This window comes from Ktedonobacter racemifer DSM 44963 (assembly GCF_000178855.1).
GTDB classification, from domain to species: Bacteria; Chloroflexota; Ktedonobacteria; order Ktedonobacterales; family Ktedonobacteraceae; genus Ktedonobacter; species Ktedonobacter racemifer.
The window spans coordinates 1,944,178-1,963,989 of record NZ_ADVG01000004.1 but is presented as its reverse complement, the minus strand read 5'-3'; the positions used below and the strand labels follow the sequence as shown (position 1 = coordinate 1,963,989).

Annotated in this window: 18 protein-coding genes; 8 read left to right on the top strand and 10 right to left on the bottom strand. The window is 53.8% G+C overall.

The window, feature by feature from the left end:
* The first annotated feature begins 325 nt into the window (after nucleotides 1-325).
* Nucleotides 326-808 (top strand): maleylpyruvate isomerase N-terminal domain-containing protein, encoded by a 483-nt coding sequence (locus tag KRAC_RS50225; protein ID WP_007920494.1) that lies wholly within the window; start codon nucleotides 326-328, stop codon nucleotides 806-808.
* Between the two features lie 94 nt (nucleotides 809-902).
* Entirely contained in the window at nucleotides 903-1,190 is a 288-nt protein-coding gene (locus KRAC_RS50220) for a hypothetical protein (protein ID WP_052569280.1), read from the top strand.
* Nucleotides 1,191-1,480: 290 nt separating this feature from the next.
* On the opposite strand, the gene KRAC_RS50215 is transcribed toward KRAC_RS50220, so the two are convergent.
* The 4 genes from KRAC_RS50215 to KRAC_RS50200 form a co-directional block, all read right to left on the bottom strand.
* Nucleotides 1,481-2,932 carry an RNA-guided endonuclease InsQ/TnpB family protein gene (locus KRAC_RS50215; protein ID WP_040447471.1) on the bottom strand — a complete coding sequence of 484 codons (1,452 nt, stop codon included), beginning with the start codon at nucleotides 2,930-2,932 and terminating at the stop codon, nucleotides 1,481-1,483.
* Entirely contained in the window at nucleotides 2,901-3,509 is a 609-nt protein-coding gene (locus KRAC_RS50210; RefSeq protein WP_007920492.1) for an IS607 family transposase, read from the bottom strand. The genes KRAC_RS50215 and KRAC_RS50210 overlap by 32 nt, the downstream gene beginning before the upstream one ends.
* Nucleotides 3,506-3,988, bottom strand: a complete 483-nt coding sequence (locus tag KRAC_RS50205) for a nitroreductase family deazaflavin-dependent oxidoreductase (RefSeq protein ID WP_007920491.1) — start codon at nucleotides 3,986-3,988, stop codon at nucleotides 3,506-3,508. Before KRAC_RS50205 ends, KRAC_RS50210 begins: the two co-directional genes overlap by 4 nt.
* Before the next feature lie 239 nt (nucleotides 3,989-4,227).
* Entirely contained in the window at nucleotides 4,228-4,605 is a 378-nt protein-coding gene (locus tag KRAC_RS50200; RefSeq protein ID WP_007920490.1) for a winged helix-turn-helix transcriptional regulator, read from the bottom strand.
* Between the two features lie 215 nt (nucleotides 4,606-4,820).
* On the opposite strand from KRAC_RS50200, the gene KRAC_RS50195 reads away from it, so the two are divergent.
* Complete coding sequence (locus tag KRAC_RS50195; RefSeq protein ID WP_040447469.1) at nucleotides 4,821-5,510, top strand: hypothetical protein; 690 nt, start codon at nucleotides 4,821-4,823, stop codon at nucleotides 5,508-5,510.
* A 113-nt stretch (nucleotides 5,511-5,623) separates the two neighbouring features.
* Here the strand turns inward: KRAC_RS50195 and KRAC_RS50190 are convergent, their stop codons facing one another.
* Nucleotides 5,624-6,856, bottom strand: coding sequence for an RNA-guided endonuclease InsQ/TnpB family protein (locus KRAC_RS50190; RefSeq protein WP_007920487.1), 1,233 nt, complete (start codon nucleotides 6,854-6,856; stop codon nucleotides 5,624-5,626).
* 187 nt (nucleotides 6,857-7,043) lie between these two features.
* Between KRAC_RS50190 and KRAC_RS50185 the strand changes: the two genes are divergently transcribed.
* From KRAC_RS50185 to KRAC_RS50170, 4 genes are all read left to right on the top strand, one after another.
* A complete protein-coding gene (locus KRAC_RS50185; RefSeq protein ID WP_007920486.1) occupies nucleotides 7,044-7,736 on the top strand; it encodes a class I SAM-dependent methyltransferase in 693 nt (230 codons plus the stop codon).
* Nucleotides 7,737-8,327: 591 nt separating this feature from the next.
* On the top strand, nucleotides 8,328-9,347 hold the full coding sequence (locus KRAC_RS50180; protein WP_007920485.1) for an extracellular catalytic domain type 1 short-chain-length polyhydroxyalkanoate depolymerase: 1,020 nt from the start codon (nucleotides 8,328-8,330) through the stop codon (nucleotides 9,345-9,347).
* Nucleotides 9,348-9,438: 91 nt separating this feature from the next.
* A complete protein-coding gene (locus KRAC_RS50175) occupies nucleotides 9,439-11,718 on the top strand; it encodes an extracellular catalytic domain type 1 short-chain-length polyhydroxyalkanoate depolymerase (RefSeq protein WP_007920484.1) in 2,280 nt (759 codons plus the stop codon).
* Nucleotides 11,719-11,943: 225 nt separating this feature from the next.
* Nucleotides 11,944-13,587, top strand: coding sequence for an MFS transporter (locus KRAC_RS50170; protein ID WP_007920483.1), 1,644 nt, complete (start codon nucleotides 11,944-11,946; stop codon nucleotides 13,585-13,587).
* A gap of 105 nt (nucleotides 13,588-13,692) precedes the next feature.
* Here the strand turns inward: KRAC_RS50170 and KRAC_RS74170 are convergent, their stop codons facing one another.
* From KRAC_RS74170 to KRAC_RS50145, 5 genes are all read right to left on the bottom strand, one after another.
* Nucleotides 13,693-13,848, bottom strand: coding sequence for a DUF5679 domain-containing protein (locus KRAC_RS74170; RefSeq protein WP_007920481.1), 156 nt, complete (start codon nucleotides 13,846-13,848; stop codon nucleotides 13,693-13,695).
* A 170-nt stretch (nucleotides 13,849-14,018) separates the two neighbouring features.
* Nucleotides 14,019-14,867: a pyrroline-5-carboxylate reductase gene (gene proC / locus KRAC_RS50160; protein ID WP_007920479.1), complete on the bottom strand. Its 849-nt coding sequence runs from the start codon at nucleotides 14,865-14,867 to the stop codon at nucleotides 14,019-14,021.
* 13 nt (nucleotides 14,868-14,880) lie between these two features.
* Nucleotides 14,881-16,158 carry a glutamate-5-semialdehyde dehydrogenase gene (locus KRAC_RS50155; RefSeq protein ID WP_007920477.1) on the bottom strand — a complete coding sequence of 426 codons (1,278 nt, stop codon included), beginning with the start codon at nucleotides 16,156-16,158 and terminating at the stop codon, nucleotides 14,881-14,883.
* Nucleotides 16,159-16,307: 149 nt separating this feature from the next.
* Entirely contained in the window at nucleotides 16,308-17,450 is a 1,143-nt protein-coding gene (proB, locus tag KRAC_RS50150) for a glutamate 5-kinase (protein ID WP_007920476.1), read from the bottom strand.
* A gap of 382 nt (nucleotides 17,451-17,832) precedes the next feature.
* Nucleotides 17,833-18,483 carry a hypothetical protein gene (locus KRAC_RS50145; protein WP_007920475.1) on the bottom strand — a complete coding sequence of 217 codons (651 nt, stop codon included), beginning with the start codon at nucleotides 18,481-18,483 and terminating at the stop codon, nucleotides 17,833-17,835.
* A gap of 249 nt (nucleotides 18,484-18,732) precedes the next feature.
* On the opposite strand from KRAC_RS50145, the gene ada reads away from it, so the two are divergent.
* Nucleotides 18,733-19,812, top strand: coding sequence for a bifunctional DNA-binding transcriptional regulator/O6-methylguanine-DNA methyltransferase Ada (gene ada / locus KRAC_RS50140; RefSeq protein WP_040447467.1), 1,080 nt, complete (start codon nucleotides 18,733-18,735; stop codon nucleotides 19,810-19,812).

The window sequence follows — 19,812 nt, the reverse complement described above, 5'->3', positions numbered from 1 at the left end:
AGTGTTCACTAACATGATAGGTCAGAGATAAGAATCTTGTCAAGAGGTGCCAGAACCATGTCTTGGTAAGATGTTTAAATTGTTAAGCCTGTTTTTGCCAGATGGGGAGCTTGTCAAGGGAGGCAGTGTATCCGATCTCACGCACGGATACCATAATCTTCCATAACCAAAACTTCTCCAATCTTGCTCTTTTGGCGGCCAGCCCGCAAAAGACGCAACCGGTGGATTGCATATTCCTCTTTTTCAGGGTATACTCCTGATACGCAACTTGATGGTTGCATATTGCTTAATCGATAGTTGTATACAATGAGAGAAGGGAACAACTATGAACGCACTTGATATTCTGAAGTCCGGGCATCAAGCGATACTACGAACATTGGAGGGTTTTCCTGACGAGGCCTGGGATAGTTCGGACGCGTGTGGGATGTGGTCGGTGAAAGACATCATCGCGCATTTGACCTCCTACGAGAAAGTTCTGGTAGATGTGCTCGGTACATTCGTCGGGAAAGAGGGGCCTACCCCCTCTTTGAAGAAGTTCAAGGAAATGGACGCTCCTCAATTTAACGAGAGCGAGGTGGCTTTACGTAAGGAGAAAAGCGGACAGGATGTGCTCTTTGAATTTAATGAGGCACATGGACAGGTCATGTCGCTGGCCGCGCAAATCCGCCCAGAGGCGTTTCGGCAGGTAGGTACTCTTCCCTGGTTTGGGGCAGAGTATGCTCTAGATGATTATATTGTTTATACATTCTTTGGTCATAAATGCGAGCACTTTTCCCGGATCGCTGCATTTCGGGACCGTGTAGGTTAGGAAAATAGGGGAATTATGCAGAAGGGAAAGTTGTATGGGAATGGGCTGGAGCTTGCTCTCCGGCCCTGTATCCTAGCTGAAAGAAAGAAAAACCATGTTCCCACCTGTTCCATCGCTGTTGCTTTTTCTGCTTGCCGCCTTCTTGCTAGCGTTTCTTCCCCAATTCGTTGACCAGACTCAAGGGCGCGTCCCGTTGCAGCTCTTCCTGCTCGGCGTCCTGTTCAATGTGCTGGAAATTGCTATCAATGTAACGGTTGCATTGTTGGCGAGTATGCTTGGGCGACGGTTGAAGCGACACCAGAGAGTTTCCATATTGTTTCGGTGGATTACAGGAGGCGTCTTTCTTGGGCTTGGTGTTCGTTTAGCATTCCTGAAGGCCTAACGGTGCGATTTTAAGGCATTCGCTCCGAAAGGCTTTTGATGCGTCATGCTACTGATCGTCTGAGCGTGCACTGGTATTGACGTCTCTTTCCGGAGTGTTTTTGTAAGCATGGAGCTGCTCTGAGAGACTTTTCACCAAGAAAACAGGGTGCTTCGATAGTTGATCAAAGCATAACCATCTATTGCAATGATTATCCTTCTCACTTTAACCTACGCCTGTTTACCAAACAGCGGACTAGGCGGGAGGATGCACTACGAGCATCCTATGCACCTCTCTCTACTGAGAGATGTTCACTCGTGAGATGATTCCAGGAACATCTCTGGGGGATCCCAGAAGCTCAACTGGACGGGAGGCCCGGCATCCTGGATCCTCTGCTGATTCTGCTGTTTCCACGCTTCATGCCGCGTCATGAGGAGCGCCTTGACCTCCGAGGTCGAGCGACATGCCGCCAGTTTCCGATCCCCCCAGCGTCCCGCGAGCGTCTGTGCGGCTTTGCGGTCGGCCTGGTCTGCGTAACCACAGACCAGGCACTTGAAGGTTTTCTGGTTCGGCCGATTAGCGCGATCGACATAATGGCAGCGGGGGCATTCCTGAGAGGAATAGGCGGCTCGGACCGTGTGGGCTGCCATGCCCTGTTTGGCGGCGGCCCAGGCCAGCTGCTCTGGGATATGCCCCAGGTGAGAAGCATACAGATAACTGTTCATCACCCTTGCTTTGAAGCGCATCGAGGCCACATTGAGGTCCTCATAAATGAGTCTGGCATCTCGATGATCTTTGACCAACGCATTGACCGCCCGGTTGATCTCTTGCTTGACGTGACGGCTCAAGCGTTGCGACGTTTCAGAACTTGTCGAAGGAAGCTTGCCCTTTGGGACGCCTTTCTTTTCCAGACAGGCTCGCAGTTTCGCCTTGCGGCGACGCTTTTCCCGATCGTGCTTGTGCTGTCGGGCCATCTTGCCATGAAAACTGCCATACTCTTTATTGGTGGAGGTCGTGAGGAAATGGGCAATGCCCACATCGACGCCTACTGTAGGGGCGTCAGGCTTGGTTTGAAGAGGAACGTCCTCCTCAAAGGAGAGCGTCAGCCACCAGACTCCATTGCGCTTGTGAAGTGTTGTGGATGCATTGAGCGTGCGGCCTTCGAGTGCTCGTTTGTGATAGGAGGCGAGTTTGACTGGGACTCGAAGCGGATTCCCGACATCTAAGGTGGACACGCGCAGCAAGTAGTCGAACGTGGAGTCCTCCGACTTCTCGAGCACCACCACGTTGACATTGGCTTGGATGACTGGCACACGCAGCACAGGGAGATCCCATTCGGTCCAGGTCGGTTCGCGGCGTTTGAAGGCGGACATCCGGCCTTCCGCCTGAGCCTTGGCCTGAGCATAATCAGCCACATCTTCCAGGTACGCCTGATAGGCGTTCGCTCGATTCGTGCGAACGCTTTTGGCAATGCCTGCGGCTTGCTGTATTGCCACTCGATGCAAGCGGTCGGAAAGATCGGTTTTGAAGACGGTTTCTTGGTACTTGTCCGGGCTTGTCTCGGCCTCGCAAAACAGGGTGGTGTACTGTTGGCACAGCGGCAAGTAAACCGCCACAAGCTGATCGAGCGCCTCAAGTTTGCCAGGATTGGCCTCAATGAGACGGATATGGGTCACCGCTCGAGTGATGGTCTGCTTCGTCTTCTTTTTGCGCTTGCGCTTTTTTTTCTCATCAAGCGAGGCTTTTTGGGGTTTCTTGCTCACGGGCGGGTCCATTCTGCTGCAAAGCCGCTAGCACTTGTTCCGTCTTGCGTTTGGCTCGTCTGCGACCATAAAGACGAGCGCAAAACGAGGGAATGATGCTGATAAAATCGCCCATGAGATCATCTTCGGCGGTATCAGCGGTGTTGACGATGACCAGTTTCCGTCCTTGCATAGCCAACAAGGTCTGAATATAGGCCACGCCAAAGCGAGAAGCGCGATCTTTGTGTTCAACCACGATCTGCCCGATTTTGAGATCTGCCAGCAGCGCCAGAAACTTGGGCCGCTGATCGTTGATGCCACTGCCGCACTCTTTGACGACTTTGCTGACCGACCAGCCTTGGGCATTGCACCAGGTCACCAGCCGCTCGGCTTGCCTTTCCAGGTTGCCTTTGTTTTCGCTGCTTGAAACACGAGCATACACAGCGACGGCGTGGACCGGAACCGAGCGAAGCTCCGGCGGATCAATGATCACGGTGCCGGTGGGCAATTGATAGCCGGGAATCTGGCCGCGTTTCCACATACGCCAGGCGCTGTTATAACTGATCCCAATCTTCTTGGCATAACTCGATAACTTCATACATCCAAGTATACTCTATCTGCTTGAGATATGCAAGAGATGATGATACTTTGTGATGGTTGCTTATACAAAATGGATACCTCACGCTCAAATTCTGCAAGCGCGGAGTCTGATGTTACATCGAAGTAAGCCAGAACAAAAGATCGAGCTCCGATCAGGCTTCTTTTAAGGATGGGAGCTGCTTCCTGAGCACTCACCTCGAATGCAGAGACGCGCTCGGTGTGGCGACCACGTGTCAGTGTGGCCTCGCCTGCCACGCGCAGATTGCGCACCCAGTTGACGACGCCGTAGGGCGCGGTCAACCAGCGCTGGCCATCGTATTCAACGAGCGCTACCGGGATTGTATGAGGCTGCCCGCTTTTGCGCCCACGTACAGTAAGCAGAGTCATATTACCCTTCTTCACACCGGCCCGCAACAGAAACGTGTTGATGTTGCGGCCCACACGGAAGAATAGCGTTGGGCGAAATGCTTTTGCCATGAGATGCTACCTTCTTTCTTATCGTTATGCTCGAAGTTCCCGCAGATGTGCAGAGAGTTTTGAGAAGGAAATGCTCATGGAGAGCAGTTGCTGATAGTAGTAAACAACTATCAGCACAAGCGCGACCAGATTCTCTCTTGTGTGCTCCCATAGACTCCTTCTCCATATGTGTGTGAATGCTCACTAACATACTATAACCAGAGATGGAGAGCTTGTCAAGGGAGGCAGTGCATCCGACCTCACGCACGAATACCGTGATCTTCCATGTTGTCACTCAACTGCCAATACTCGATGTTGTTTTGCTCGCAGTACCACTCTCCCCATGCGTGAATCTGGTAGACAATAGGCTCCAGGCTTCGCCCCGACTCGGTGAGTGAGTATTCCACCTTTGGGGGGACCTGAGCATAGACCTGCCGGTGAATGATTCCTGCCTGCTCTAACTCCCGCAATTGGAGGGTGAGCATTTGTTGGGTCGTCGCAGGAATGAGCCTGCGTAACTCTCCAAAGCGTTTGGTTCCGTTGAGCAAACAATAGACAATCTGCAATTTCCATTTTCCCCCAACGATCGAAAGCGTCACTTCGACTGGACACCCCGCCGCTTTCTGCTGCTGTTTCATGACATGCACCTTTCCATAGTATGATTTTCTAGACTACCTCAAATTATTTTGTGTACTTGTTTCTTTCACTGTTATCCTGTATTTTGATTGTAGCAGGACGTGGGAAGCATAACAAGCGAAGCCAGTTTGGGCTGGAGCAAGAAGATCACCTTCTCTCATCCTGAACTAAACTGTCTCTTCTCTCAAGAAGAACAAGCATAGAAAGAACTAGTAGTATGTACAACACCTACCCAGCGAGCTTCACTCGCATGACGCGTCTGTTAGCGGGAGTCAGTATCCTCCCTGCGCTTTTCCTTCCTTTTTATGAGGCCTTTCTCCATGGCGGACGACGCGCCATGGAGATCAACCCGCGCGCCGCTGCGTATATGGCAGCCCATATGATCGGAGCCTACTGTACCATCCTGGCTGGATTTGGGCTGATCGCCATCTACCTGCGCTACCATGAGCGTATGGGCAGGGGCGCGCCTCTCAGCTTGATTCTGGCTCTCCTTGGGCAAATCTCGTATGCGGGCCTCCTGTTTATTGATGGTTTCTTCAATCCCCTTTTTGCGCATTTTGATCCCGCGCTGCAAACCCAGTTCCATTCGCCTGACTTCTTTCAAGCCGTGGCCCAGAGTCCTCTGCTTCAGAGCTTCGGGATCGCCCTCTATACTCCCTTCCTGATGTCTCTCCTCCTTATCGTTGGCTATGGGTTCCTGGGGATTCTTCTCCTGCTAAAACGCATCTTCCCCTGGCCTATTGGGGTGCTGTTTCTCGTCGGTGGTGTGATTCTGGGCATTGACTTGATGGTACCAATGTGGGTCGAGATAGCCGGGTATGCGGCAGAAGGGTTGGCAATTGCCTGGAGCGCTTGGCTCATCTTGCGCGAGAGCCAACCCGTTGCTCGTGCTAAGCCTGTTGCATAAAGGCTGAGGTCAGAATGTCTTAGTCAGTACCCTACGGCGAAAGCCGAGGGCTTGGAGTTGTGTCTGAACTCCACCGCAATTCAGCATACCTTTTCAGGCGTGCGGCTTTGGCTTCATCGTCCGACACAGAAGGCGCGTACTGACAAGAGGCCCGTTCCTCTCCAGTCTTGCCGGAGAAGAAGCGTTCGCATCGCAATGTTTCTTGCACCAACCAGATCGGCATGGAGCGTGTACTGACAATTCTGACAGACGAAGAGCAATCCTTTGTTGGGTCTATTCTCTTTGCAGGTGTGCCCACATTTGGGGCAGGCCTGCGAGGTGTAGTTGGCATCGACCTTGATCGCCATACTTCGATGTAAGAGCGCTTTATAGGCAATCATGCTATGCAACTCAGCGAAGGACCATTTGGAGAAGGTACGATTGGCTTTTCGCTGTTTTGCATTTTTGCCTTTGCGTCGTTTGGTACGCTCTCGAATGTCTGTCAGATGCTCCAGTCCAATCAAGCTTTGAGGGTGCTGTAGGACAATCCGCTTACTCACGACATGATTGGTATTCTGCTTCAACCGTCTCTCTCGTCCACTGATGGCAACGAGCCTTCTTGTCGCTGAACGAGTGCCTTTCTTTTGCAGACGTTTTCTCAGTCGTGCGTAGTGGTTTGCCTTGGGGACAATCTGTTTGCCTGAATGGAAGGTGCAATCCCCTTGCATCGTCGCCGTGACGGCAAGGTATCGCATCCCCACATCCACGCCGGCGACCTGCTTGTGTGTTTCAGGTGTAGGATCAGCCGTCTCAATTGCAAGAGAGACAAGGAGGTAAAATTGTTTCTTGGGCTTGTCATACCAGAGTTTCGATGCACCAATCTCCGCTCCACGCTGGATCAATGCCACATGCTTATTGTAGCCAGTATAGGGCACGATAACACGTCCCTCAAGGGTCAGGATGCTCACCTGCTGCTCTTTCTTGAAGGTGTAGTCTTTCTTGTACTGATAGGTCAACGTGGGGGAGATGAACGTGGGAGCCTTATCAAGCCCTTTGTAGCGTTTCTTGGTCTTCCCTTCCTTACGATGAACAGCATTGTTCTTGACCTTTGTCCAGAGGGTTTTATACGAGGCACCAACTTGGCGAGGAACAGAACAGGCCATTTGCGAAGGCAGATGAAAACGGAGGCGGATCTCTTCGTAGGTGGCATCTTGCAAACGAACAGCATTGCTCATCTTGCCATGCTCAAAGGCGTACTGGCTCACATAGTTGAGAGAATCCCGATACGCCAGTTGCGTTGTACGTAATGCCTTGAATTGCTCGGGCGTTGTATTTAATTTGAGTTTTGCTGTTACTACCGTTTGCATACGCTAAATTATACCATAGTTTTCATCTGACTGTCAACAATACATGAGCAGATGAAAGCATGTCTACGGCGTATTCCACCCAAGCCACCGACAAAGGAACGCCGCATTCCTCCCCATGCCTGAAAGGGCAGGGGCATCCTGCGGCGTTTTGGGTGAATACCGCTGAAACCTGAAAGGAGCAAGATCTATGCAATCATTCACCCATCGCCATAAGGAATCAAGCGAGGCGTCGTCTAAAGCCACACAAGGATATGTCATTGATTTGGGTTGGCGTTACGATCTGATGCTGTGGTGGCAAAATATCCTGTCGCGTGGTAAGTGGCAGGAGCTTCAGCAACACATCACCGACTTGGCCCAGTTTCAACCAGGAGAGGCTGTGCTGGATGTCGGGTGCGGCACCGGGACACTGGCAATCATCGCGAAGCAACACGTGGGTGCGGCTGGCCGCGTGTCTGGCATTGACCCCGGGCTGAAGCAGATCACTCGCGCGCGTTCCAAGGCGGAGAGAGCAGGCCTCTCTATCGACTTCCAGGTTGGCGTGATCGAACAGCTTGCTTTCGCCGACCAGTCGTTCGATATCGTTTTGAGTACCTTTATGATGCACGTTATGCCTGATGATCTCAAGCGTCAAGGACTCGCTGAAATAGCCCGCGTGCTCAAACCGGAAGGGCGTCTGCTGGTGGTCGATTTCAGGCGCCCACAGGAGCATGAGGAGCAATCTGAGCGGCCTGTCCATACAGGTCCCTGGCAGAGTGGAGTTCAAGATCAGCCCGCCTTGATGCAAGAAGCAGGGTTCTTGCAGATAGAAAGCGGGGAGATCAAAACTGGGACGACAAAGCTGCCCGAAGTTGGTTTTGCCAGAGCGCGAAAAAGTCAGTAGTCTGTTTCTTTTCCCGTAATACTCAGGGGCCATATAGAATGTGGGGTGGGAACGCCTTTGGCATTCCCACCCCACATATTGTCTATCCCAAAAATAAAAACAGAGCAGAGGGCATATTTCTTGGTCCCTGTGCTCTGTTTTATAGAAACTGCACAAGCAAGCAGGCCACGCGACCTACCAGTGTGCATCACACCCGAGAAGAGGAAGCGACTAGTGCTTCAGGCCTCTCTTCTGGGAGGTGCGCAACAATGTGCTGCTTGTGCAGCGACTAGGTTCATACATTATACACACCACCTCCTTTCGTTGTTAGTAGTGTATCATCCCAATATATAATTGTCAACCCAGCAAACAGGCAATTTTCCTCTGCGAAAGAGAAATCACTATTTTCTAATCTTTTCTCAGCCATACCCTCACATTTATATCTTGACAAAGAGCTTTCCTATCTGGTATATGATAAGTGATTCACTTGTCATGTTTTCCCTGTGAAAATCATCGTTGTATTGTTCGTGGGATAGCTCAACCGATCTTTTCCTCAGGGCGGATATAGCCCGGTAATCAGGCACAGAGGAGTGTCTGAAGGAGGTAACACGGATGTTTCATTATGCAAAGATCACAAAGATCATGGTTGGCCTTGTAGTGCTTAGCTTCAGTCTCTTGCTTCCCCTCTCTACAGGCACGGCCCATGCCAGTGGAGGCATATGGCACCTCTACACCTACTCCAACGCCTTTCAAGGCAGCCGCAACTACTATGTCTATACTCCGGCTAACTATCAGCCCGGTACATCGGTCCCCATGATTGTCATGCTGCATGGCTGCATGCAGACGCCACAGGACTTCGCGGCGGGAACCCAGATGAACCAGTTGGCGGACCAGCACCAGTTTATCGTCGTCTATCCGCAGGAGCAGTACATCAATAACGCCTCGCTCTGCTGGAACTGGTTCCTCTCAGTCAATCAATACCGCAATAGTGGCGAGGCCGGGATTATTGGCGGCATTACGCAGGCTGTGGAGCAAGATACCAGCGATTGGAGAATTGATACTCATCACGTCTATCTCGCTGGCATGTCGGCGGGCGCGGCTATGGCCTCCAATATGGGCGCGACCTATCCTGACCTCTATGCGGCCATCGGCATCCATTCCGGGCTTGAGTACCAGGCCACCACCAATGCCTATGGCGCGGTCTACGCTCAACTCTACGGTGGACCCAATCCGACCAGCCAGGGGGACGCTGCCTACAATACCATGGGCAGCTACGCCCACGTGGTTCCTGTCATTGTTTTCCATGGCACCACCGATACCGTCGTTAACCCCATCAATGGCAACCAGGCCGTTCAACAATGGATGCGGACAGACTACGACGCCTCCGGCGGCTCTTACAACGCCAGCTTTTCCTCTCCCTCCAGTACCACCAATGGCCAGGTATCTGGCGGTCACTCTTACACCATCAGGCGCTGGAACAACTCCAGCGGGCAGGAGATCGAAGAGTACTGGACCATCAATGGCATGGGCCATGCTTGGTCGGGCGGCAGTAGCTCTGGCTCCTATACTGATCCCTCTGGTCCCAGCGCCACCCAGGCTATATATACCTTCTTTATGAGCCACTCACGTTAAACAGCTCCTGACTTCATACACAAACGGAGCCTATCAATTCTGTTACTCCAGATTGGTAGGCTCCCACAAGACTCATAAGGGGATACATGTCATGTCCAGATTACACAGATACGCCGCCGTCCTGGTTCTACTTATGCTTGGCCTGGCCCCCTTCACTCCTCATGCTCACGCCAGTAGTGGAACCTTCCAGCAGTATACCTATAATGGCTCCGCCGGTAGTCGCCCTTATTATGTCTACACGCCCGCGAATTACCAGGCAGGCACCACAGTCCCACTCATCGTGATGCTGCATGGCTGCACGCAAAATCCTACCGATTTCGCCAATGGCACACAGATGAACGCCCTGGCGGACCAGAAACAATTTATTGTTGTCTATCCTCAGCAAACGAGCAGTTATAATTCAAGCGAATGCTGGAACTGGTTCCAGACGGCCGACCAGGCGCGGGGAAGTGGTGAGCCAGCGATTATTGCCGGGATTGTCCAGACCGTCGAACAGACTACCTCCCAATGGGGCATCGATCCTAATCGCGTCTATGTCGCGGGGATGTCTGCCGGCGCGGCTATGAGCGTCATTATGGGGGCGACCTATCCCGATATCTTCGCGTCTATCGGCGTCGAGTCTGGACTTGAATACCAGGCCGCCACCTCGCTTACCGCCGCCTCAACCGCGCAAACCCAGGGAGGTCCCAATCCAACCCAGCAAGGGCAGGCGGCCTATAACGCCATGGGGAGCGCCGCGCGTGTCGTGCCTACCATCGTCTTCCACGGCACCAGCGACTATACCGTCTATCCCGTCAACGGCGATCAGATTGTGCAGCAATGGATGCAGACTGACCACCTGGCTTCCAACAATACGTATAATGCGAGCTTTAATAGTCCCTCAACCTCGACCAACGGCCAGGTCTCTGGTGGTCGCTCGTATACCACCCAGACCTGGAATGATACCAATGGCAATGAGGTCCAGGAGTACTGGAAGATCAATAGCATGGGTCATGCCTGGTCGGGTGGAAGCAGCAGCGGCTCCTATACCGATCCCCAGGGGCCCAGCGCGACCCAGGCCATGTATACCTTCTTCATGAATCATCCCCAGGGGCAGGCCCCTACGATAAGCGTGTCGCCAGCGGGCGGTACTTATAACGGTTCCGTACAGGTCACGCTCACGGCCAATCCTACCAGCGCGACGATCTACTATACCACCGATGGCTCAACGCCCACTACCAGTTCAACTGCCTACAGTGGTCCGCTGACCTTCACGCAAACAACCACGCTGAAGGCCATCGCCGTTGCTAGCGGACGCACAAGCACCGTGGTTACTCAGACCTATACCATCAATGCCACGGGTCCAACCATCACCGCCTCGCCCTCGGGCAGCACCTTTGGCGGTCCCGTGTCAGTTAGTTTAAGCTCGAACGAGAGCAATACGACCATTCACTACACTACCGATGGCTCGACGCCTACCGCTTCGTCCGCCACCTATAGCGCGCCACTCCGCCTGACGCAAACCACGACCCTCAAATACTTTGGTGTGGATGCCAGCAACAATACAAGCACGGTTCAGAGCCAGGTCTATACCATAACCGCTATTCAGGTCACGGCCAGCCCGCCAGCAGGAAGCTATAGTGGTCCCCAGAGCGTGGTACTCAGCTTGAATATGCCCGGCACGATCTACTATACCGCTGATGGCTCGACCCCGACCACTGGCTCGACACAGTACAGTGGGCCGATCAAGGTCTCAAGCTCGGAAACGCTCAAGTTCTTTGGCAAGGATCAGGTAGGCAATAGCGGTCCTGTGCAATCCCAGGCCTATACGATCAATCCACCACCGACGCATACCATTACCCTCAAATCTATCGCCACTGAAGATGGCTACATCTATCCCAACGATGGCATTCCCGTCGGATCGCTGGCCTATCTCCAGGCAGGCTCAACGCCCTTGAACCAGGCGGAGATAAGCATTCTCTCCTTCGATACGAGCCAGATCCCGGCTGGCTCAACCATTGTCAGTGGTACCGTGACGTTGTACCGCTATGATCCTTACTACTACCTGGGCGACCTCGGCTCCATCAGCCTGGATATCTCGCCCACTGGTGGCTTTAACAACAATAACGCCCTGGAGCAGGTGGACTACAACGCTACGTCGGGCCAGACGAACATTGGCTACTTTAATGTCGTACCCACTCAAACGAATCAGGCAACCACAGATACGCTCAGCCAGGGCGCTTTAGCTTACATCAATCTCAATGGCCATACCCAGTTCCGCGTTCACTTCCAGTTGCCCACCAGCAACAACAATCAGTCAGACGTGATGGATTTTTACAGTGGAGATTCAGGAGGCGCCTATGTCCCGGTCCTGAGCGTACAGTACCAGTAGCAACTTCCTAGCTCCTTCCCCCAGTATAGCCACGTACGCAAGTAGCGGGCAACGAAGGCCCGCTACTTGCGTACGCGGCTACTTCTCCCTGCTAGATGATACAATGAGGGCATAGATGCAGTCTGGTAGCTATATACCAGCGTTGCGTCAGAATTGCTTTTGCGCATCTCTGCGAAATTTATATAGAAGGATACCAATATTTTGCCAGGGGAACGAGAAGAACTCATGCCAAACTTCATGAAGGCACCATGTGACGAAGGCGTAATCCGTTCTGCTTCCAGAACACAACCCTGCGCGCCCAATGTTGGCGTATGGGTTCTTATCGCCACCATCCTAGGATCAAGCATGGCTTTTATCGATGGCTCCGTTGTCAACGTAGCGTTACCCTTTATCCAGAAAGAGCTAAACGCTACCGCCAGCGATGTGCAGTGGATTGTCGAGGCCTATTCGCTTTTCCTCGCCTCTCTCATCCTTGTAGGAGGCTCACTGGGCGACCGCTTTGGACGGCGGCGCATCTTCGGCCTGGGCATTACCATCTTTATCCTGGCCTCGCTCTGGTGTGGCCTGGCCCCCAACGTGCCACAATTGATCCTCGCACGCGCCATTCAAGGCATCGGGAGTGCGTTGCTCGTGCCCGGAAGCCTGGCTATTATCAGCGCGTCATTTAGCGATGAGCAGCGTGGGCGCGCCATAGGCACCTGGTCCGGCTTTACGGCCATTACCTCGGTTGTGGGGCCGGTCCTCGGGGGAATTTTTATTGAGTACGCCACCTGGCGCTGGATCTTCTTCCTCAATGTTCCCCTGGCAGTGATTGTGCTGATTGTGCTCTTCTGGCGTGTACCGGAGAGTCGCGACGAGAGCGCCACAGGGCGACTGGACTGGTGGGGTACATTCCTGGTCACCTTCGGGCTGGGAGCGCTTGTCTACGGACTGATCGAGGCTGGCTCGCTCGGCCTGGGCAATATTACGGTACTGGGTATGCTGGCAGTTGGCCTTGTGCTCCTCTGCGCCTTCCTGCTGGTCGAGGCGCGTAGCGCAAGCCCGATGGTTCCGCTCACGCTTTTCCGCTCATCTACATTTAGCGGTACCAATATCCTTACCTTCTTGCTCTATGGCGCCCTGGGCGTCCTGACCTTCTACCTGCCCTTCAATCTGATTCAGGTGCAGGGCTATCCCGCTGTCTTCGCGGGCGCGGCCCTGGTCCCCTTTGTCTTGATGCTCTTCATCTTCTCACGCTGGACCGGCGCCCTGGTCAATCGCTTTGGCGCGAAGCTGCCGCTGGTCGTGGGACCCACCATCACTGGCCTTGGCTTTATCCTCTTCTCCCTGCCAGGCATTGGGAGTGGGGCCGCAAGCTACTGGACTACCTTCTTCCCCGCCGTCATCGCCATGGGCGCAGGCATGACCATCACCGTCGCGCCCCTAACTACAGCTGTGATGGGGTCCGTTGATTCGCGTCACTCCGGCGTCGCCTCTGGCATTAATAACGCCGTTTCTCGCACTGCTGGCCTACTAGCCATCGCGATCCTTGGCCTCGTGGTCCTGGCCGTCTTCAACAGTAACCTGGATCAGCACCTGGCAACGCTCCACCTCTCGCCCACGATACAAGCAGCAATTGACGTCCAGCGCTCTAAACTGGCGGGCATCAGCATTCCCACAGAGGTAAGTGGCGCTAGCCAGGCCGCTCTCAAGCGCGCCATCAATGAATCCTTCCTGAGCAGTTTCCGCCTGGTCGCCTGGATCTGCGCGGGCCTGGCCTTCGCCAGCGCGCTCAGCGCCTTCTTCCTGGTGGAAGGCAAGCCTGCACCTCAAAAGCAGGAGGCAGGCACATCAGCCCGGCCAACACAAAGCTCGCCGCAGGAAGCCTGATCATAACGACAAAAGGAAGCGACCTCGAGAGGCCACTTCCTTTTGCATAGGGTCAAAGCTCACACCGCATGTGCAAGCATATTCTCGTTCAAATGCGCATAAAAATTACGCGTCTTTGCTAGAAAGAATACGCGTGAGCTTGGTGCCACAAACCGAGCAGGTCCCCTGCATCGCAGGTTTCCCGTTTTTCATCTCGATCTTGTGAGGGTCCTTCATCTCACGCTTTTCCTTACACTTCACGCAATATGCTACGTCTGCCATAGACAGACCTCCTTTCAATGTGAACTGAAACCAAATATACCACACCCACGCAAGTGGCATATATTTGACTATATCGTTCACGTATGTCGAAGCCATTTGGGAGCAGTTTTAGGCTCCTTGAGTACTTTTTGGTGTTACCATAAACTCAACCATACTCAAAGGGCAATCGCTCATACCAGGTTCGGCTGCGTTGTCATCTCTTTGCCCATCTCGACTGAGCGTTGGGTTGCACGCTGGACAGCTTGCACGAATAATTGCTTCCCATGACCTCGATCCAGCACCTCCATCGCGGCCATCGTCGTGCCATTAGGCGACGTCACCTGGCGACGCAGTTCCGCTGGATCTTTTCCTGTTTCTTGCAGCATTTTCGCCACACCAAACACCGTCTGCTCCATGAGCACACGACAATCCTCCTGCGAGAGTCCACAGGCCAGTCCTCCTGCCATCAGGGACTCTATCACATAATAAAAGTAAGCCGGGCCCGTGCCTGAGAGACCTGTAACCGCGTCCATCAACGTTTCTTCGACGCTGACGGCGACACCAATGGCGGCAAAAAGTTGGCGCGCCAAGGCAAGGTGTTCGTCATTGGCCCAGCGACCACGGCAGAGTGCGGTTGCTGACGCCTGCACAAAACTGGAGGTATTCGGCATGGCACGAACTACCGGCACTGCTTCATGAAAATGCTGTTCAATAGTCTCGGTCGCGGCTCCAGCAACCACCGAGATCACAAGCTGCCGCGCGGTTACGTACGGCGCGATCTCCTGTAAAGCCGTGGCCATGTCGAAGGGCTTCACGGCGATAATAATCATGCCAGCTTCGGCAAGCTCTGCCTGTTTCTCCTGGCAGATGCGTACACCATAGGTCTCTCGCAAATGAGCCAGGCGCTCAGAATGTCGCCGATTACTGATGATTATCTGCTCAGCAGGCAAAATGCCAGCGGTAACGATGCCTTTGATCATAGCCTCGCTCATCGAGCCAGCACCCAGGAAAAACAGAGTTTGTTCGCGTTGTATTGCCATTTCAACCTTCTCTCTACTCAATAACCTGGCCGCTGCCATGCCCAACGTATTTGTAGCTGGTCAAGGCCTGGAGTCCCATCGGGCCACGTGCATGCATTTTCTGCGTGCTGATACCGATCTCCGCGCCAAAGCCGAAGACAAAACCATCTGTCAAGCGTGTCGAGGCATTATGGTACACAACCGCCGCATCTACCTGCTCTAAGAACAGCGCTGCCGTTTCCTCGTTCTCGGTGATAATGCTCTCCGTATGCCGCGTACCATAGCGCGCGATATGCTCGATGGCCTCTTGCACATCGTCGACAATTTTGACGGCCATGATCAGCTCCAGGTACTCTGTCCCCCAATCCTGCTCGCTCGCGCTTTCTATATCAGGGACAAGTTGGCAGGTGCGTGCACAACCCCGGATCTCCACACCACGCTCCTGCAAGGCTTTAAGCGCCTGAGGCAGCCACTGTGGCGCGACGTCTGTGTGTACCAGCAGAGTTTCAGCCGCATTACACACAGAGGGTCGCTGCGTCTTGGCATTGATGACAATTTTCGTTGCCATCTCTGGTTGCGCGTCTACGTCAACGTAAACGTGACAATTTCCCACTCCAGTCTCGATGACCGGTACAACGGACGACTCTACAACGGCCTGAATAAGCCTGGCGCCGCCACGTGGAATCACCAGGTCAATGGCATCACGCATCCGGATGAGGTATTCGACGGACTCGTGCTCCACACTCTCTATCAATTGAATGGCTTCTGCGGGAACTTCACTCGCGCGCAAGCCCTCCCGCAGGGCGACAACGATAGCGCGATTACTCTCTAAGGCGTCAGCGCTGCCACGCAAGACCACGGCGTTACTGGTCTTCAGCGCCAAAGTCGCGGCGTCAACAGTGACATTTGGCCGGGCCTCGTAGATCATGGCGATAACGCCCAGAGGCACGCTGCGCCGCTCGACAAGCACGCCATTGCGCAATTGCCAGCGCTCCTGCGTCACTCCGATGGGATCGGGCAAAGCCATGACGGCGCGCACGCCATCGGCAATGCTCTGAATGCGCGCGGGCGTCAAGGTCAGGCGGTCGATGAAACTCTTGGCCGCGCCAGTGGCGCTCACTCTGCTGACATCTTGCGCATTGGCTTGCAGAATTTCATGCTTGCTTGCGACCAGGCTAGCAGCCATCAGTTCTAAGGCTGCATTCTTCTCCTCGCTCGTTTTTCGCGCCAGTTCGCGGGCCGCTATTTTCGCGGCTTGGGCCTGGGTTGCTACCTGCTCTTTTAGAACCTGCGCTGTATCTGTTGAAAACATCTGTTTCTCCTAGGATGGGCAACAAACGACCCACCTCCCAATATCGTGCTCATGGTAACGTTTGGGGCTGCGCCCACAGGCGATCAATCGCCTTCGGACGCGGTAAACCGGGTCCCTACCGAGGGGGAGGGCGCATTTCCCGGCAGAGTTTACTGTGCTGTGGCCACTATCGTTGAGCGATAGAGCGCCAGCGTATCTCTGTGTACAACTTCAGGAACCGTCGTCATGTTTGCCGATGCTAAAGAAGCGATCTCCTGTGAACGCATGCCCTTCAAACGCTGGAGATCGTCCGAGGCATACTGGCTGATGCCGCGTCCCAGTTCACTGCCATCCGGACCGCAAATCGAGACCACGTCCCCCTCTGAAAAATCGCCTTCGATCCGCAAAATGCCGCTTGCCAGCAGGCTTTTATGCTGATGCAACACAGCCTGTACCGCGCCCATATCAATCAGGATTTTTCCCTCGGCATGTGAACCGAAGGCAATCCAGGATTTTTTCCCTGAGAGCGGCCTCTTGCGTGGCTTGAAATGCGTTCCGATCTCCTCGCCACTGAGGATGCGCTGCAAAATGTCGGGCGTCTCGCCATTGGCGATCACCACCTCCACGCCCGCGGCGGTAGCGATCCGGGCCGCTTTGATCTTGGTGCGCATACCACCGGTGGTCCCCAGCGAGCCGCGTGCGCCACCAAGGGTCTCGATGTAGGGCGTAATAGTTTCAACTGTCGCGATAAGACGCGCCTGCGGGTCCTGACGCGGGTTTGCGGTATACAGACCATCGATGTCTGAAAGGATGATATAGTGTTCGGCATCCACTGCCGTGGCGACCAACGCTCCCAACGTATCATTGTCGCCAACCTTGATACCATCGACACTGACCGTATCATTTTCATTGACAATAGGCACCACACCACGCTGCAACAACAAATTCAAGGTATTGCAAATGTTTACGTAACGCGCACGGACACGAAAATCGTCACTGGTGAGCAGCAGTTGGCCTGTCAACAGGTCATACTGCATGAAGAGTTGCTGGTACAGGTGCATCAAATGGACCTGCCCCACAGAAGCGGCCATCTGCTTCTCGGCGACGGATGTGGGATAGCGCGTGCCACTCAAGGCGCCAAAGCCAGCTGGCACTGCTCCCGAACTCACGATCAGCGGTGTAAAGCCATTAGAGCGCAGCCGGGCAATGCCGTCTACCAGGCTTTGCAGCCGCTCCATACGCAGCATATAACTTGCGCTCGTTAAAATGCTGCCACCAATTTTTACGACGATACGGTGTTGCCTACCTGCCATTGTCCAAACTTCCCTTTTCTTGGTCGAACTCACAAAAAAAACGCTCTCTTCGTCGCAAAGGACGAAAGAACGTTTACTTCCGTGGTACCACCTTCGTTAGCAATGAGATGATGAAGAGACATCTCGCTCTGTCAGCACAGCATTGCTCACTTGATTTCCTGATAACGGGGGAACACCCGGCTAGCTCATCGCTACCTGCTCAGAGATGGGTTCGGTCCGCTTAGCGATGGCAGCTCCCAGCTACTAGCTTGCCATTCTCTGTACGCATATATGGACGTACTACTTCCCTGTGACAGCAAAGATATTCAGATTTCTTTAATGTGTACCATATAATGTGCTCTCCTGTCAAGTCTTATATAAATGCTATTCATTTTCATGCTCACTATTTTTCCTGGAAGGATTGAAACATAGTATTGAAGATCACTGAGTTTGTATCAAACTGGTCGGGCGGTGTGCCAAATGAGACACGGTAAGGATGAAGATGATTAGCATATGCGACTTCGATCCTGGCCACGGCCAGTTGCGATCCCTGGGTGCTGATCGTAGCCGTGGACCAGGTTAGCCCATTGATGGTCTCTTTGCCTTGTGCTTCTACCTTATTGTGTTGCACCAGGATATCATTCTGAAGCAAGGTGTCAGGGGACGTTGATTGATTGATCATGGGACTGGCAGTAAAGGAGATGGGGCTTGTAGATGAGGGGCGGAATTCTACCTGTTGTACGTAAATTCCCCCCTGCGTACCCTGTGGAATAACGTTTGCAATCCAGGTAGTGGGATACTGAAGCGTAAAATATGGCGACTGATAGGTCTGCCAGCTCTGCTGCTGAGTCGCAGTCGGCGTCGCTGTGACGGGCATAGCAGTTAGTGTCGCTTGCGTGGTAGCTGTGGAAGTGGTGGTTGGCTGTGAAGCATTTCCAGCTGTTGACTGCGAGCTACACGCGGTAAGCAGCCAGGTCAAGACAAGCATTAAAGTTACTATGCTATGAAGAAAAGCGGGCTGGTTAGAGCGAGCGGGATAAGGGAGTTCAGGCATACTACCCTCCTTCACGATCGGAACAGAAGTTTTAGATCACATTTCTTACACAATGAGCAGACATTCGTAAGCAGGAATTATAGATCAAAGGTCACTTGCTACGATATGAGCTATTTCACACTCTTCATGTTTAAATGGTTTAATCTAGTAGATCTTTTTCCGTTTGGCGCGCAAGAAAGCGATAGCCTGTCTCCTCTTCCTGATTTATACTTACTCATGTACAGAATTCAGGAAAGGGGAAACGCCAGTATGCTTGAAATCCAGATACATAATCAATCTACCCTCGATGAGGAGCAGTGCTGGAATGCTTTGACTACAAGAAGCGCACAGATGGATGGGGCTTTTGTCTTCGCAGTACGCTCCACCGGCATCTATTGCCGTCCATCTTGTCCGGCGCGTCGCCCACAGCGGGAGAATGTGCGCTTCTTTCGCTTGCCCGCAGAGGCCGTCGCGGCTGGCTTTCGCCCATGCCTGCGCTGCCATCCGGATCAGCAGCAGGTGCCTTCTCCTCACACAGAGTTGGTTAAACAAATACGCCAATATATTGAGGATCACCTGGAAACACCCCTGCGCCTCGCCAATTTAAGCACACAGTTTCATATGAGCCCCTACCACCTCCAGCGCACCTTTAAGCAGGTGACGGGCCTCTCGCCGCGCCAGTATACTGAATCGCTCAGGCTGAAGCAGTTCAAAACGCGCCTCCAGGAGGGTGAGCCAGTCACCAGCGCCCTCTATAACGCGGGTTATCAATCGAGCAGCAGCGTGTATGAGCGCACGCCGATGCAACTCGGCATGACGCCAGCGACCTACCAGCGCGGAGGCAAAGGGGTACGCCTGGCCTATACCATCAGCGAAAGCACGTTGGGAAACGTGCTTATCGCCACTACTGAGCGTGGCCTGGCCGCCATCCGCTTTGGTGAGTCCAGGCAGGATCTGGAGGCCGAACTGGCGCGCGAATATCCCCAGGCGGAGCACACATATGACACGGAGCGCCTGCGCCCGTGGCTAGAGCACCTGCAACGTGCCCTGGCGGGCCAGGCAATTGAGACCGATATCCCCCTCGATGTCCAGGCTACGGCCTTTCAATGGAAAGTCTGGCGCGCCCTGCAAGCGATCCCCGCCGGGCAGACACGCTCCTATAGCGAGGTCGCCCAGGCAATCGGCCAGCCCAGCGCTGTACGCGCCGTCGCCCAGGCCTGCGCCGCCAATCACGTCGCGGTCTTCATCCCCTGTCACCGTGTGGTGCGCAATAACGGGCAACTGGGCGGCTACCGCTGGGGCATTGAACGCAAACAGCGCCTGCTTGCCCTGGAGCAAAGCAAATTGTAG

Excerpts from the sequence above, each read along its gene's own strand:
- KRAC_RS50225 (WP_007920494.1), top strand. The coding sequence starts at position 326 with ATGAACGCACTTGATATTCTGAAGTCCGGGCATCAAGCGATACTACGA.
- KRAC_RS50220 (WP_052569280.1), top strand. The coding sequence starts at position 903 with ATGTTCCCACCTGTTCCATCGCTGTTGCTTTTTCTGCTTGCCGCCTTC.
- KRAC_RS50210 (WP_007920492.1), bottom strand. The coding sequence starts at position 3,509 with ATGAAGTTATCGAGTTATGCCAAGAAGATTGGGATCAGTTATAACAGC.
- KRAC_RS50205 (WP_007920491.1), bottom strand. The coding sequence starts at position 3,988 with ATGGCAAAAGCATTTCGCCCAACGCTATTCTTCCGTGTGGGCCGCAAC.
- KRAC_RS50200 (WP_007920490.1), bottom strand. The coding sequence starts at position 4,605 with ATGAAACAGCAGCAGAAAGCGGCGGGGTGTCCAGTCGAAGTGACGCTT.
- KRAC_RS50195 (WP_040447469.1), top strand. The coding sequence starts at position 4,821 with ATGTACAACACCTACCCAGCGAGCTTCACTCGCATGACGCGTCTGTTA.
- KRAC_RS50190 (WP_007920487.1), bottom strand. The coding sequence starts at position 6,856 with ATGCAAACGGTAGTAACAGCAAAACTCAAATTAAATACAACGCCCGAG.
- KRAC_RS50185 (WP_007920486.1), top strand. The coding sequence starts at position 7,044 with ATGCAATCATTCACCCATCGCCATAAGGAATCAAGCGAGGCGTCGTCT.
- KRAC_RS50180 (WP_007920485.1), top strand. The coding sequence starts at position 8,328 with ATGTTTCATTATGCAAAGATCACAAAGATCATGGTTGGCCTTGTAGTG.
- KRAC_RS50175 (WP_007920484.1), top strand. The coding sequence starts at position 9,439 with ATGTCCAGATTACACAGATACGCCGCCGTCCTGGTTCTACTTATGCTT.
- KRAC_RS50170 (WP_007920483.1), top strand. The coding sequence starts at position 11,944 with ATGCCAAACTTCATGAAGGCACCATGTGACGAAGGCGTAATCCGTTCT.
- KRAC_RS74170 (WP_007920481.1), bottom strand. The coding sequence starts at position 13,848 with ATGGCAGACGTAGCATATTGCGTGAAGTGTAAGGAAAAGCGTGAGATG.
- proC (WP_007920479.1), bottom strand. The coding sequence starts at position 14,867 with ATGGCAATACAACGCGAACAAACTCTGTTTTTCCTGGGTGCTGGCTCG.
- KRAC_RS50155 (WP_007920477.1), bottom strand. The coding sequence starts at position 16,158 with ATGTTTTCAACAGATACAGCGCAGGTTCTAAAAGAGCAGGTAGCAACC.
- proB (WP_007920476.1), bottom strand. The coding sequence starts at position 17,450 with ATGGCAGGTAGGCAACACCGTATCGTCGTAAAAATTGGTGGCAGCATT.
- KRAC_RS50145 (WP_007920475.1), bottom strand. The coding sequence starts at position 18,483 with ATGCCTGAACTCCCTTATCCCGCTCGCTCTAACCAGCCCGCTTTTCTT.
- ada (WP_040447467.1), top strand. The coding sequence starts at position 18,733 with ATGCTTGAAATCCAGATACATAATCAATCTACCCTCGATGAGGAGCAG.